Below are 13,715 nucleotides of genomic sequence, written 5' to 3' on the forward strand. Positions count from 1 at the left end.
GCCGCACCGCCTCGCCGAACCGCCTCGCCGCACGGCGAGGCGGTTCGGCACCCGTCAAGTGCCGGCTCAGCCGGTCACGTTGGCCGTGCAGTCGGCCTCGCCCACGTGCGCGGGGTCCAGCGCGTGCCGGACCTCGTGCAGCACCACCGGGTCCACGGCCATCAGCACGTGGTCCGGGTGGTTGAGCGGGCAGAGCTGCTGGACCGTCACGTTCTCCACGTTCGGGCCGCTGAGGAACTGCGAGGTGTAGGGGGTGACCACCTCGTCGTCCTCGGTGGCGATCACCGTGTAGTGGACGCCGGGCATGGTGTCGCCGCCCGCGTTGAGCCGGGTCAGCGCCGCGGAGCCGACCTCCTGGTCCGCGCAGGCGGGGCAGGCCGAGGAGACCAGGGCCTGGGCGCCGGGGAAGGACTGGGCGAGCACGGTCAGGCCGTCCAGCGTGGTGCCGTGGTTGCTCGGGGCGAGCCCGACCAGGGTGTGCACCTTGGCCGCGCCGCCGTCGAACTTCAGGTAGTAGCGCGGCATCATGCCGCCCTGGCTGTGGCCGACGACGTCGACCTGGCCGGCGCCGCTGGCCGCCAGCACCCCGGTCACGAAGGTGGCGAGTTGCTGCGCGGAGTCGGCCACCGGGGCGAGCGCCGCCAGCACCGGGACGCCCGGCACCGAGCCGTAGGTCAGGGCGTAGACGCAGTAGCCGTCGGCGGCCAGCGCCGGGGCGACGGTCAGCCAGTTGTCCGAGCCGTTGGCGAAGGTGCCGTGGACCAGCACGACCGGGCGCGGGTGGGCCGCGCTCGGGCGGCAGGACCAGTTGTTGGCGCCGGGCACGCCGGGGGCGGCGAGCGCCTGGGCGGCGGCGATCGGGTCGCCGGCGCCACGGGCGGCGGCCTGCGCCGGGGCGGCGCCGGCCAGCGCGGCGGTGAGCAGGCCGCAGCCGGCCGCGAGGGTGGCGAGGCGCCGGGCGAACCCGGTTCCGGGCAGGGTGGAGCGCGGGGCTGTTCCAGACATGGCTGTCCTCCGGGTGGGGTGGGAGGTACACGAACGGTGCGTGGGGGCGCACCGGGGAACTGGCCGGTAAGTTACTTCCGAGTTACGGCCTTGGCCAGACACCGCGCGCTAATTGACACCCGGAGGAGGGAACGGTGCCGCCTCTCGGCCGCGCACCGCTCGCCCGCTCGCCCCGTCGCCAACCCGCCGACTACACCAGGACGGTCGGCCGCCGGTCGGCCCGGGCGGCCCAGCGGCCGTCCTCCCGGGTGATCCGGATCGGGTGGTCGAAGCAGGCGCTGACCAGCTCGGTGGTGACGATCTCGGCCACCGGGCCGCGCGCCACGCACTCGCCCTCGCGCAGCAGCAGCGCGTGCGTGGTGCTGCTGGGCAGCTCCTCCAGGTGGTGGGTGACCAGCACGCTGGCCAGCTCCGGGTGCCGTTCGCGCAGCTCGTCCAGGCTGCTCAGCAGTTGCTCACGGGCCGTCAGATCGAGTCCGGTGGCGGGCTCGTCGAGCAGCAGCAGGCGCGGCTGGGGCATCAGCGCGCGGGCGATCAGGGTCCGGCCGCGCTCGCCCTGCGAGAGGGTGGTCCAGGCGGCCCCGGCCCGGCGGGTCATCCCGAGGGTGGCGATCAGCTCGTCGGCGTGGGCGAGTTGCTCGGTGCTGGGCTCGCGGTGCAGGTCGGGCTCGATGGTGTTGGTCAGTCCGGTCAGCACCACCTCGCGGACCGTCAGCGGTGAGCGCAGCGGGTGGCGGGGGTTCACGTGGCCCAGGTGCGCGCGCAGTTCGCGGATGTCCACCCGGCCCAGCTGGCGGCCGAGGACCCGCACCACGCCCCTGGTGGGGTGGGAGACCGCGCCGAGCAGGCCCAGCAGGGTGCTCTTGCCGGCACCGTTGGCGCCGAGCACGGCCCAGTGCTCGCCGGGCTCGATGGTCAGGGAGACGGAGCGCAGCAGGTAGCGGCCGTCGCGCACCACGTCGACCTCCTCGGCGTGCAGCAGCGGGCCGTGCGGTGCCGGGTCGGTGGCGGCGGCGGTCATGGGGGCACTCCTCGCAGGTCGGTGCGGGACGGGGTGGTGCGGGACGGGGTGGAGCGGCTCGGGTCGGCTCAGTGCGGGCCGGTTCAGTGCGGGTCGGCGCGGGATTCGTCGGCGGCCGGGGCAACCGGGCGGCGCCGTCCCACGTCCGTACTCACCGGGTGTCCGCACCGGGCTTCCGCGTTCGGGATCAGCACGCTAGCAGTCGTCGGCAGCGGCCTGAGGACTGTTCCAGCTGGTGGACTCCCGGGCCGCGGGCCGTCGCCGGTACCCTCTGCGGTGCCCCGGCTGGGGATGGGGCGCGGTGATACCGGATCATGGCGCGGGTGCCGGGCGCGCGGGTGGCCGGCCGACGGAGCGTGAGGAGCAGGACCAGTGATCGGACGAGCACTGAACGGCCGTTATGAACTGGTCGGCACCCTCGGGGTCGGCGGCATGGCCACCGTCTACCACGGCATGGACCGGGTGCTCGGGCGGCCGGTGGCCGTCAAGGTGCTCAACAACGCCCTGGCCGAGGACCCGCGGTTCGCCGAGCGCTTCAGCCGCGAGGCCCAGCACGCCGCGATGCTGGTGCACCCGCGGATCGCCATGGTCTTCGACTCCGGGCTGGACCAGGACTCCCCGTACATCGTGATGGAGCTGGTCAGAGGCCGGTCGCTCGGCTCGGTGCTGGCCGAGCAGGGGGCGCTGCCGGTCGAGCGCGCGGTCGGGATCGCGGCTGCGGTGTGCGAGGCGCTGGAGGTCGCGCACGGGGCCGGCCTGGTGCACCGGGACATCAAGCCCGCCAATGTGATGATCACCGACGACGGCGGGGTCAAGGTCGTCGACTTCGGCATCGCCCGGGCCTCGGCCGCCGGCCAGCAGTTGACCCAGACCGCCACCGTGCTCGGCACCGCCGCCTACCTCTCGCCCGAGCAGGCCACCGCGGCCGAGGTGGACGGACGGGCCGACCTCTACGCCCTGGGCTGCGTGCTCACCGAGATGCTCACCGGACAGCCGCCGTTCATCGGCGACACGCCGGTCGGGGTCGCCTTCAAGCAGGTCACCGAGGAGCCGCCGCCGGTCAGCCTGCGCCGCCCCGACGTGCCGCCGGCCCTCGACCTGGTGGTGGCCCGGTTGCTCGCCAAGCGCCCCGCCGACCGGCCGGCCGACGCGGGCGCCGCCAGGGCCGAGCTGCTCGCGGCGGTGACGGTGGCGGGCGCGGTGGACCGCACGGCCGAGCTGCTGGCCACCTCCGCCCCGGGGGCGGACGGCGACCGGACCACCGTGCTGCCGCCGATGACGGCCCCGCTGCCCGAGCCGCCGCCGCTGCGCGTGGGTGGGCACGGGGGCGGGAGTGGGGCTGGGCACGGGAGTGCGCACGGGGGCGGCGCGCACACCTCGGTGATGGCGCCGCTGCCCGACTACCCGGGCAGTGGGTTCGACGCCGGCGACCGGTCCGGCGCCGGCGCCGGCGCCGACGCTCCCGCCCGGCGCCCGCGTCGTGCCATGGCCTTGGCGCTCGGTGCGGCGGGCCTGGCGGTGGTGGGTCTGGTCGGGGCCCTGGCCTTCGCCAACTCCTCCTCCGGCAGCGCCGCCCCCACCAAGCAGAGCGCCCGTCCGCCGGCCTCCGCCACCTCCGTCGTCACCGCTCCGGTCGACCCCGCGACCCCGGCCGCCGCCCTGCCCGGCACGGCGACCGGCACCCCCGCCAAGCCGTCGCCGACGACCCCGGTCGCCGCGATCGGCGCGCTGCGCGCCGACATGGCCGCGGCCGCGCTGCCGAAGGACCGGCAGGTCCCGCTGCTGCACACGCTCGACGTCGCCTCGACGGCCGCAGCCGCGGGGCGGGCGCCGGAAGCCGTTCAGGCGCTGAAAGCGGCCCAGAAGCAGGTCCGCGACCTGGCGAAGAAGCACACGGTGGACGCGCAGACCTCCGCTTCCTGGCAGCACCGGCTCGACTCGATCATCACCTCGCTGAACGCCCAGGGCGGCGGCAGCGCGGCGGGCGGCAACGGGGGAAACGACGGGGGCGGCAACGGGGACGGCGGTGGTGACGGCAACGGCGACAACGGTGACAGCGCGAACAACTGACCGAACGTCAGATGGCTGACACGGTCGGCCCGGTGAAGGTGCGCCGCGAGGCGTCCTCCTGGGCCAGTCGCCGCAGGGTGGCGAGCAGCGCGTCGCCCAGCACCGTCCCGAGCACCGCGCCCTCCACCCGGCCGTCCGGGTCCGGGCGGCGGCCGACCAGGGCCAACTCGGCGGCGGCCAGCCGCTCGGCGGCCGTCGCGTACTCGTCGAGCAGGTCGAGCAGGTCGGGGTGGCCCAGCTCGTGCAGGGTGCGGATCAGCCGCGCGAGCGAGGTGCGGGCCGGAGCGTCCTCCCGCACCTGCCAACCGTGCGCCGCCACCCAGGCGTTCGCCGCGCCGACCGCCTCGCGCCAGGCGGGATCGTCTGTCTCGGCCGGTGCGGTGGCTTCCACCGCGTCGCCACGGGCCGGGGCGATGGCCCGCTGCGCGATGCCCAGGGTGGCGTGCAGCGAGACCTCGGGGGAGTCCAGCGCGCCGAGCACGTCGCGGGCGGCGGCGATGGAGAGCCCGCCGACGTCCAGCAGGGCGCGCACCAGCTTGAGCCGGCGCACATGCCGCTCGCCGTACTGCGCCTGGTTCGGACAGGTCAACTCGCCGGCCGGGAGCAGGCCCTCGCGCAGGTAGTACTTGATCGTGGGCACCGGGACCCCGGTGTGCCGGCTCAGCTCCCCGACGCGCACAGGCCGCTCTCCTCTCCCGCCCTGGAGCAGCGGTGATGCCGGTGAAGCACCACCCTAGGCGCCCCGCGGGTGCGGCAGCCAGACCTCTCCCGAACCTGACTGTCGGTCAGCTGTGGCACCATGCCCGCCGAGGGGTGCGCCGTCGGGCGGTGCACCGGGACGCGGACGAGGGTGGGCGCGATGGCGACGGTCGAGCAGGTCCGGGCGTTGGCGGCGGTGCTGCCGCGGACCGAGGAGCACCTGATCCGGGACCAGGTGAAGTTCCGCGTCGGCCGGCTCGTCTACCTGGCGCTGTCGCCGGACGAGACGCTGCTCGGCTTCGCCTGCCCGAAGGAGGAGCGGCCGATGCTGCTGGCCGCCGCCCCCGAGACCTTCCTGCCCCCGCTGCCCTCGGACGAGCGCTACAACTGGCTGCGCCTGCGGCTGGCCGTGGTGGAGGAGGCCGAACTCCGCGAGATCGTCGAGGCGGCCTGGCGGATGGTGGTCCCCAAGCGAGTGGCCGCCGAGCACGCTGCCGAACGCGCGGCGGCCGATCTCGTCCCGGGGCCGAGTCTGGCCCAACTGCGCTCGGCCGCGGCCGTCTTCGCGGGCTACGGCGTCGATTCCGGGTGGCAACGCTGGGCGGCGGCCACCGGCTCCGGGTCCGACCTGGCAGCGGCCGAGCACCGGGCGGCGCTGCACCGCTGGCTCAACTCCTGGGGCTGCCGGATCCGTTATCCGCGCCCGGGTGAGCCCGACCTGTTCGACGCGGCACTCGCCGCCTGGTGGACCGAGCACGGTGCGAGTCTCCCCGAACAGGGCGTCGCCATCAGTAATCTGACGGACCATCAGATCTCGGCGCTGGCGACCGCCTACGCCGAGCTCGCCGCCCTGCGCGTCTCGCCCGCCCGCACCCTGGGCCCGACCGCCGCCGCCAAGGCGCTCTACGCGCTGCGCCCGGCCGCCGTGATGCCCTGGGACGCGGCGATCGCCACCCGCCTGCACGGCGCCCGCGACGGCGCGGCCTTCCACCGCCACCTGCGCTGCGGCCGGGCCTGGGCGCGCGCGGTGCTCGCCGAGTCCGGCCTCGCGGAGGCCGAGCTGCCGGCCGCGCTGGGGCGGCCCACGGTCCCGCTGGCCAAGGTCCTGGACGACTACCTGTACGTGACGATCACCGCCGCGGCGGCGGGCTGAGGCGGCCCGCCGCCGCGTGCCGGCCCCGCGACCGCTACTGCCTGCTGCCGCAGCCGGGGCAGAAGGCGGCGCCCTCCGGCACCGCTGCCTGGCAGCCGGCGCAGTTGGCCGGCGAGGCGAGCTTGAAGCCGCAGCCGGCGCAGAAGGCGCCGCCGTGCGTCTCGGCGTTGCACTGCGGGCAGACCAGCTGGCGCTCGGTGGTCACGTCGTAGGCCTGTGCCGCCTGCTGGCCCGCCGCGTAGGCGCGCTGGCTGACCTCCTCGTTGAGCCCGCGCCGGCGGGCCGCCTCGGCCTCGGCCGCGGTGTCCGGCGCGCAGCCCTGGCACAGGCCCTGGGCCGGGTTCCAGCAGTTGTCGCAGACGTGCTGGGTGCACCGGGCGCAGCGGTGGAAGTGGTTCTGCGCGCTGGCGATGGCCCGCTCGAAGGCCGCGTCCTTGGCATGCCCCCAACTCGCGCCCGCGAGGCCGTCGGCGGCGTTGCTGATGGTGTTGCCGTTGCCGCCCAGCAGGCTCCAGGCCGCGCCGACGCCCTTGCTGACCCAGCCCGCCGCCCGCCCGGTGTTGAACGCCTCGAAGGGCGAACGCCAGGTGTCGTAGCAGCGCTGGCAGTTGAACTCGAACTGGAAGCCCGCGCCGGTGCCGTACTGCTCGCACAGGTCGCGGGAGTTGTTGGTGAAGTAGATCTCGGTGCTCACTGGTGGGTCCCCCCAGGGTGGTTCGTGTCGACGCGTCGGCCAGCCGTACGACGTCACTCGCCGCCCGGTGGTTCTCGGTCCCGAAGGGTGCCACGTCAGCCCGGCTGAACGGAAGCCTTGCTGACCGCTGTTCACCTGCCCGTTTCCCGTCGCCGGCCCGGCCGGCCACCGAACCGGCCCGGCTGGTCACGGCCACCGGCCCGGCTGGTCACGGCGCCGGCCCGGTTCCCTATGCTGCCAGTCATGGTGAGTGAGCGGGTGGCCCGTGCCGAGGCCCGGGCCCAGCAACGACGCGACGGCCACACGGCCCGGCTGCGCCCGCTCGGCTGGCTGCTGCTGGCCGGGGTGGCGATCTCCAGCTGGACCAGCGCGTACCCGCCGGGGCTGTCCGGGCGCCGACTGGTCGTCAGCCTGGTGCTGCTCTGGTACGCCGTCGCGATGTCGGTGGTCGGCACCGGGCACCCGCCTCGCCTCGCGCCCAGGACACGGCTGGTCCTGGCGGTCCTCGCCTGCGTGCCCGCGGTGCTGCTCACCGCGCTGGAGCCGTACGGCACCCTCAACGTGCTGCCGGTCTCGGGCGTCGTGATGACCTGCTTCATCCGGCTGGAACCCCGCCCGGCGCTGATCATCGGCGGGAGCACCACGCTGGCGCTCGCCGTGGTGATGGCACTGACGGCGGACTTCCCGCTGGAGGCGGCCAGTGCCGCGGTGCTGCTCTGCGTGGTGCTGGCCGTCACCGCCCAGCTGCTGCGCACCAGTCGGGCCAGCCACGACCGCACCGAGCTGCTGCTCGCCGAGCTGGAGGACGCCCGCGAGGCGGAGACCAGGGCGGCGGCCGGTGCCGAGCGGGCCCGGATCGCCCGTGAGCTGCACGACGTGCTGGCCCAGTCGCTCTCCGCCCTGGCCATCCAGTTGGAGGGGGCCCGCAAGATCGCCGAGCGCGATCAGGCCGGCCCGCTGCTCCAGCAGATCATCGGCCGCTCGGTCGAGTTGACCAGGGAGGGCCTGGACGAGGCCCGGCAGGCCGTCGGCGCGCTGCGCGGCGACCGGCTGCCGGACCTGGCCGACCTGGCCTCGCTGGTCGAGCGCAGCGGCCGGGACCTGCGGCTCGACGTGGCCCTCGAAGTGCGGGGCGCCGAGCGGGTCTGCGAGTCGCAGGCCGGGTTCGCGCTCTACCGCGGGGTGCAGGAGGCGCTGACCAATGTGGCCCGCTACGCGAGCGGCTCGCGCGCCGAAGTGGCGCTGGAGTACCGTCCCGACCGGGTGGTGCTCACCGTCGCCAACACCGCCGGCACGCTCGCGGCCGAGGCGTCGGGCGGCGGCGGCAACGGCCTGCGCGGGATGCGCGAGCGGATCGAACGGGTCGGCGGCGCCGCCGGAGCGGGGCCGACCCCGAGCGGCTGGCTGGTCACGATGGAGGTTCCGGCATGAGCGTTCCCGAGCCGCGCGCGGCGGAAGGGCGGCAGGTGATCCGCCTGGTGATCGCCGACGACCAGCGGGTCACCCGCGAGGGGCTGGCCCTGCTGGTGGGGCTGAACGAGGGCATGGAGGTGGTCGCGCTGGCCGCCGACGGCGCCCAGGCGGTCGCCGCCGCCCTGGAGCACCGGCCGGACGTGGTGCTGATGGACCTGTCGATGCCGGTGCTGGACGGCACCGCCGCCACCGCGGCGCTCGCCGAGCAGCTGCCGGACACGCCCGTGCTGGTGCTGACCACCTACGCGGACGACGCCTCGGTCTTCCCCGCGCTGCGGGCCGGCGCCAGGGGCTACCTGACCAAGGACGCCGACTCGGACCGGATCGAGGCCGGGATCCGGGCGGTGCACGCCGGGCAGACCTTCCTGGACCCGGTGGTCCAGCAGCGGCTGGTCGACGCGGCTCTGGCCGCCGCCACCCCCTTGCCTTCCCCGGTCGCCGCCGCCTCGCCCACCGCGCCCGCCGCGCCACCCGCGTCCCCGCCCGCCGAACTGCTGACGGAGCGTGAGCGCGAGGTGCTGGTGCTGATCGCGCAGGGGCTGAGCAACGGGGAGATCGCCGCGCGCCTCTACCTGGGCCAGGCCACGGTCAAGTCGCACGTCAACCGGATCTTCGCCAAGACCGGCGCCCGGGACCGGGCCCAGGCGGTCCGCTACGCGTACCGGGTCGGGCTGGTCCCCGCGGAGGACGGCGGCTGACCGTCGCTCGGCCCCTGGCCGTCGCCGTCCCCGTCCCCTTCCCCGCGCCCGCTCCCGTACCCGCCGACGGCCTCGCCCGGCTCGTCGAGGAACTCCAGCACCGCCAGCACCACCAGCAGGGCGACCGCCAGCCAGAGCACCGTGCCCGCCGTCGGGTAGCCCCGGAGCAGCAGGACGACCACCGCCACCAGCACCGCCGCCCACCCGAGCCAGGCCTTGAAGCGGTGGGTGAACCGCCCCACCGCGCCCAGCCGCAGCCCCAGCCGCTCGGCCGCCTGCCGGACCGCGCCCAGCCCCGCCTGCCACAGCCCGCGCACCGTCCGGGCCTGGCGGCCCCGGCCGGTCAGCCAGGCGCCGAGCGCGACCAGCACGCCCAGCACCACCACGGTCCGCACCGAGCTGCGCAGGAACCGGGCCAGCGCGTCGTAGATCGCACCGGCGGCCGCCTGGTCCACCCCGGCGGTCAGCCCGTCCAGGTAGAAGGCCCGGAATACGTCCACCCCGATGCCGAGCACCGCCGCGCCGCCCGCGATGCCGAGCGCCGCGCCGATCACGGCCCGCCGGCGGCGCCGCGCCAGCAGTACTCCGGCCAGCGCCAGCGCCAGCGTGATCACGGGCAGCCAGAAGCCGGCCAGGTCGAGCAGCCGGAACCAGAGGCGCACCGAGCCGACCGTGTCCGAGCTGACCAGCACGAAGTCGGTGTGCACCTCGGGGATCTGTGCGGCGAGGGGGAGGCCGCCGGCGACCAGGCCGGTCTTCACCTGGTCGATCAGCGGGGCGAGGTCCAGGGTCACGGTGTCGCCGCTGATCCGCACCGCGCCACCGCCCTGCCCGGTCAGCGCCTTGTCCAGCGAGGCGTGGGCGGTGCGGTTCACGGCCACCCAGACGGCGGCGAACGCGTCGCTGTCCACCACCTGTGCCACCTGGCCGCGCACGAAGCCGGTCAGCCCGTCGTTCAGCGCACCGCCCAGCTGACCGAGCAGGCCGTTGAGCAGGGACTGGTCATCGGGCGCGAGCCCGTTCAGCAGCGAGTCGATCGGGAGGTACTTCATGATCTGGTCGGTCGTCAGGTTGGTGACGGCCGACCGCACCGCCGGGTCGTGGGCGAGCGGGGCCACCGTGGCCAGGTAGCGGTCGGTGTCGGTGAGCTGCGACTTCACCCAGACGGAGAGCACCCCGAGCGGAGCGAGCACGGAGGCCAGCACGATCAGCAGCACGGCGAACGCCGACTTCGACCTGCGCCGCGGGCGCTCCAGTGCGGTGCCCATCCGCCGTCACCTCCGGTAGCCGCTGTCAGATCAGCAGATACCAGGACAGAGGGGGCGGCCAGTCGGCGGCCGAACGGCCCCGGACACGTCGAAGCCCCTGACAGGCCGTCCGCGGACGGCCTGTCAGGGGCTTCGGAAACCGCTCGGAATCAGGCGGTGGTGTTCGACTTGGAGGTCTCGTCGGCCTTGGTGACGGTGACCGGCTCGACCGCGGGCCGCGGCTGCTCGGCGGCCGTGGAGTTGGCCGTGGTGTCGGTCGCCGGGGTGTCGTCCTCGCGCATGGCCTTGGTCTCGGCCTTCAGGATGCGCATGGACTTGCCCAGGCCTCGGGCCATCTCCGGCAGCTTCTTGGAGCCGAACAGGAGGATGACGACAGCCAGCACCACCAGGAGGTGCCAGGGCTCCAGACCGTTGCGGAACATCCCTGACCACCGGTCCCTTCGGTTTTCTCGCGGTTGCTGGGCCGGGCGGAGCCGCCCGACACCGCCAGTATGCCTGGCCCCGCGCCGGAACGTATACACCGCTCGGGAAACGGTGGTCAAAGAGCCGGTGACAGGGGAGGATTCAGCCGGTTTCTCTCGCGTGTGGTCTAGACCACTCGGGGAGCCCGGCCGACTCCCCGGTCGGCTCCCCGGCAGGCGGCCGACCATACCTGCGAGGCGTCGGTCGGACCGCGCCCGGGGTGGGGCGGCGGGGCGGCCGGGCCGGAGGATGCCGGAGCTGCCCGGGCGTGGTCACTGGTCAACCCGGAAGTGCCGCAAGTCACTCCTGAGGGTGAACCAGGTGGAGCCCGCGCGGCGAACACCACGCGGGCTCCATCTCGGTCGAGCCGCCGTCAGGCGCTCAGCTCCATCGTGACCGGCTCCTCCGTGACCCGCTCCTCCGTGACCGACTCCTCGGCCTGCTGGGCCCGGTGCTGGGCCTGGTGCTCGGCCTGTGCGGTTCCTGCGGTCTCCGCTCCCGCCGCCGGCAGGTGCCGCATCAGCCGCGACGCCAGCAGGCCCGCGCCCAGCAGGCAGACCAGGCCGACCGAGGCCGCCACGTGCAGGCCGGAGGTGAAGGCCGACCCGGCCGCCGCCAGCAGCTGGTGGGCGGTGGCCGCAGGCAGGCCGGCGGCCACCGTCACCGCACCGCCGAGCGAGTCGTGGGCCACCCGGGCGGCCTCGGTCGGCAGGCCGGCCGGCAGTGAGGAGGCCAGCTGCGACTTGTAGACCGCGGCGCCCGCCGCGCCGAGCAACGCGATGCCGAGCGAGCTGCCGAGCTCGGTCGCGGTCTCCGAGGTGGCGGCCGCGGCACCGGCCCGCTCGGCAGGCGCGGCGGAGACGACCAGGTCGGCGGTGAGGGTCATGGTGCCGACCGTGCCTGCGGCCAGGATCCCGGCGGCGGTGAGGATCAGGGCGAGCGGGGAGTGCGGGCCGACCTGGGTCATCAGCGCGAACCCGACCGCGCCGACCAGGAAGCCGCCCGCCATCTGGTGCCCCGGGCGCACCCGGCCGGCCAGCGCGCCGGAGACGCCGACCGCCGCGCCGACCCCGACGCTCGGCAGCAGCGCCCAGAGCGCGGCGGTCAGCGGGCTCATGCCCTTGACCAGCTGCAGGTACTGCGAGGTGAAGAGGGTGAAGCCCATCATCGCGAACATCGCGATGGTGTTGACCGTGATCGCGCCGCTGTAGGTGCCGTTGCGGAAGAGGTCGAGATCGATCAGCGGGTACGCGGCGGTGCGCTGCCGCCAGACGAAGAGCGCGCCCATCACCAGGCCGACCGCGAGCGCCACCGCGGACAGGGCGCTCAACCCGTCCACCGCGAGGGTCTTGACGCCGTAGACCGTCGGGAGCACGGCGGCCAGCGCGAGCCCGGAGCCCAGCAGGTCGAAGCCGCCGGTGCGCGGCGCCCGGTACTCGGGCAGCAGCAGCGGGGCGAGGAGCAGCAGTAGGGCCATCACCGGCACCGAGACCAGGAACACCGAGCCCCACCAGAAGTGATCGAGCAGCAGGCCGCCGACCACCGGGCCCAGGGTGGCGCCGCCGGTCAGCGCGCCGGTCCAGGCGGCCATGGCGCCCCGCCGCTGCTTCGGGTCGGTGAACAGCGTGCGGATCAGCGCGATGGTGCTGGGCATCAGGGTCGACCCGGCGATGCCGAGCAGCGCGCGGGCCGCGATCAGCTGCGCCGCGCCGTCGGAGCGGGCGGCCAGCAGGGAGGCCGCGGCGAACCCGGCGGCGCCGAGCATCAGCAGCTTGCGGCGGCCGATCCGGTCGCCGAGCGCCCCCATCGGGATGAGCAGCCCGGCGAGCAGGAACGAGTAGATGTCCATGATCCACAGCTGCTGGGTGCCGCTGGGCCGCAGGTCCGTGCTGATGAACGGCACGGCGAAGAAGAGGACGCCCATGTCCATCGAGAGGACCAGGGTCGGCAGCAGGAGGACGGCGAGTCCCGCCCAGGCGCGTCGGCCGGCGAGGCCGTTGGTTGCGGTCATGGGATGAAGGTACGTCCGTTTCAGACGTCTGTCTAGTACGTATGTCTCATTCACCTGTCTCACTCGTGCGTCTCACTCAGATGTCTTACTCAGATGTCTCACTCGCTCGTCTGGTTCGCGTGTGTGAATCGAATGTCTGAAACGACCGTCCAAGACGGACGTACGCCCGCCGGGTACCATCGGGCCATGGGAAACCGAGAAGCCCTGCTCGCCGGGGCCAAGCGCTGCCTGTCCGAGAAGGGCTACGGCCGCACCACGGCACGCGACATCGCCACCGCCTCCGGAGTGAGCCTGGCCGCGATCGGCTACCACTTCGGCTCCAAGGACGCGTTGATGAACGCGGCGCTGATCGAAGCCATGGAGGACTGGGGCCGGGCGGTGGGCACGGCACTGGCTTCGACGGCCGGCCAGCGGCTGACGCCCGAGGAGCGCTTCCAGCTCTGCTGGGACCGGATCCTGGAGACCTTCGCCGAGCGGCGCGGTCTGTGGAAGGCGCAGTTCGAGATGATCGCGCAGGTGGACCACCTGCCCGAGATCGCGTCGACCCTGGGGGAGTCGCAGAAGGACGCCCGGCTCGGGCTCTCCGCGATGTTCCAGGGCAAGGAGGAGGTGCCGGACACCGAGGACGAGATCCTTCGCGGTGCCTTCCTGCAGGCGATGCTGGCCGGCGTCGCCGCGCAGTGGCTGGTCGCGCCGGACCAGGTGCCGCGCGGGCGTGACCTGTTCCGCGGGCTGCAGCTACTGGCCTCCGGGGTGCTCGGCTCGGCCGCCGCGCCGTCCTGACGCCCGGTCGGACCCGCTCGGGGTGCGGCCGGTGACCGGCTCGCCGACAGTGGGCCGTATGACGATCAATCAGAAGACCTTCGGCGGATTCCAGCCCAACCGCAAGCTGCTCGGCACCGGCCTGCTGCTCGGGGGTGTCGGCGCGGTGACCGGACTGCTCGGCACGGTGCTGGTCGGGGTGGCGCTGGCGACGGCCGGCCGGGGCTGGGTCCAACAGCTGGACACCCCGCCCAGCGAGCGCGCCGCCCGGGCGCTGCAGCAGGCCCGCGCCGCCTCACAGGCGGGGCTGGACGCCTGGCGCAGCGCGAACTCGCCGAACCAGCCGAGCTTCAACTAGGCGCGCGGACGAGCGGGCCGCCGCCCCGCGGCTCGACGCTC

At 74.5% G+C, this 13,715-nt stretch carries 13 protein-coding genes; 6 read left to right on the plus strand and 7 right to left on the minus strand.

The features are described 5' to 3' along the window. Window positions 1-66: 66 nt before the first annotated feature. Entirely contained in the window at window positions 67-1,005 is a 939-nt protein-coding gene (locus tag OG455_RS22090; RefSeq protein WP_266296271.1) for a triacylglycerol lipase, read from the minus strand. A gap of 190 nt (window positions 1,006-1,195) precedes the next feature. Beyond that, window positions 1,196-2,026 (minus strand): ABC transporter ATP-binding protein, encoded by an 831-nt coding sequence (locus tag OG455_RS22095; protein WP_266296273.1) that lies wholly within the window; start codon window positions 2,024-2,026, stop codon window positions 1,196-1,198. Window positions 2,027-2,398: 372 nt separating this feature from the next. Between OG455_RS22095 and OG455_RS22100 the strand changes: the two genes are divergently transcribed. After that, on the plus strand, window positions 2,399-4,096 hold the full coding sequence (locus OG455_RS22100; RefSeq protein ID WP_266296275.1) for a protein kinase: 1,698 nt from the start codon (window positions 2,399-2,401) through the stop codon (window positions 4,094-4,096). Window positions 4,097-4,103: 7 nt separating this feature from the next. On the opposite strand, the gene OG455_RS22105 is transcribed toward OG455_RS22100, so the two are convergent. Next, complete coding sequence (locus OG455_RS22105) at window positions 4,104-4,775, minus strand: MerR family transcriptional regulator (protein ID WP_266296277.1); 672 nt, start codon at window positions 4,773-4,775, stop codon at window positions 4,104-4,106. Between the two features lie 180 nt (window positions 4,776-4,955). Between OG455_RS22105 and OG455_RS22110 the strand changes: the two genes are divergently transcribed. Beyond that, window positions 4,956-5,948: an MmcQ/YjbR family DNA-binding protein gene (locus OG455_RS22110; RefSeq protein ID WP_266296279.1), complete on the plus strand. Its 993-nt coding sequence runs from the start codon at window positions 4,956-4,958 to the stop codon at window positions 5,946-5,948. 34 nt (window positions 5,949-5,982) lie between these two features. Here OG455_RS22110 and OG455_RS22115 read toward each other — a convergent pair whose 3' ends face one another. Next, entirely contained in the window at window positions 5,983-6,642 is a 660-nt protein-coding gene (locus OG455_RS22115) for a zinc ribbon domain-containing protein (RefSeq protein WP_266296281.1), read from the minus strand. A gap of 243 nt (window positions 6,643-6,885) precedes the next feature. On the opposite strand from OG455_RS22115, the gene OG455_RS22120 reads away from it, so the two are divergent. Together OG455_RS22120 and OG455_RS22125 are read left to right on the plus strand one after the other, a co-directional pair. Further along, complete coding sequence (locus tag OG455_RS22120; protein WP_266296283.1) at window positions 6,886-8,073, plus strand: histidine kinase; 1,188 nt, start codon at window positions 6,886-6,888, stop codon at window positions 8,071-8,073. Beyond that, the gene (locus OG455_RS22125; protein WP_266296285.1) at window positions 8,070-8,813 is read left to right on the plus strand and encodes a response regulator transcription factor; all 744 of its coding nucleotides are present in this window, start codon (window positions 8,070-8,072) and stop codon (window positions 8,811-8,813) included. The genes OG455_RS22120 and OG455_RS22125 overlap by 4 nt, the downstream gene beginning before the upstream one ends. Here OG455_RS22125 and OG455_RS22130 read toward each other — a convergent pair. The 3 genes from OG455_RS22130 to OG455_RS22140 all read right to left on the minus strand — a co-directional run bounded on the left by OG455_RS22130 (window position 8,768) and on the right by OG455_RS22140 (window position 12,554). Further along, on the minus strand, window positions 8,768-10,081 hold the full coding sequence (locus OG455_RS22130) for a hypothetical protein (protein WP_266296287.1): 1,314 nt from the start codon (window positions 10,079-10,081) through the stop codon (window positions 8,768-8,770). The genes OG455_RS22125 and OG455_RS22130 overlap by 46 nt on opposite strands. A 149-nt stretch (window positions 10,082-10,230) precedes the next feature. Continuing rightward, the gene (gene tatA / locus OG455_RS22135; RefSeq protein ID WP_266296289.1) at window positions 10,231-10,503 is read right to left on the minus strand and encodes a Sec-independent protein translocase subunit TatA; all 273 of its coding nucleotides are present in this window, start codon (window positions 10,501-10,503) and stop codon (window positions 10,231-10,233) included. Window positions 10,504-10,916: 413 nt separating this feature from the next. Continuing rightward, window positions 10,917-12,554, minus strand: a complete 1,638-nt coding sequence (locus OG455_RS22140) for an MFS transporter (RefSeq protein ID WP_266296291.1) — start codon at window positions 12,552-12,554, stop codon at window positions 10,917-10,919. A gap of 186 nt (window positions 12,555-12,740) precedes the next feature. Here OG455_RS22140 and OG455_RS22145 point away from each other — a divergent pair, with 186 nt between their 5' ends. Continuing rightward, the gene (locus OG455_RS22145) at window positions 12,741-13,337 is read left to right on the plus strand and encodes a TetR/AcrR family transcriptional regulator (RefSeq protein WP_266296293.1); all 597 of its coding nucleotides are present in this window, start codon (window positions 12,741-12,743) and stop codon (window positions 13,335-13,337) included. A 58-nt stretch (window positions 13,338-13,395) separates the two neighbouring features. Continuing rightward, window positions 13,396-13,674 (plus strand): hypothetical protein, encoded by a 279-nt coding sequence (locus tag OG455_RS22150; RefSeq protein ID WP_266296294.1) that lies wholly within the window; start codon window positions 13,396-13,398, stop codon window positions 13,672-13,674. Window positions 13,675-13,715 lie beyond the last annotated feature (41 nt).

It is taken from the genome of Kitasatospora sp. NBC_01287, assembly GCF_026340565.1.
Taxonomy (GTDB): Bacteria; Actinomycetota; Actinomycetes; order Streptomycetales; family Streptomycetaceae; genus Kitasatospora.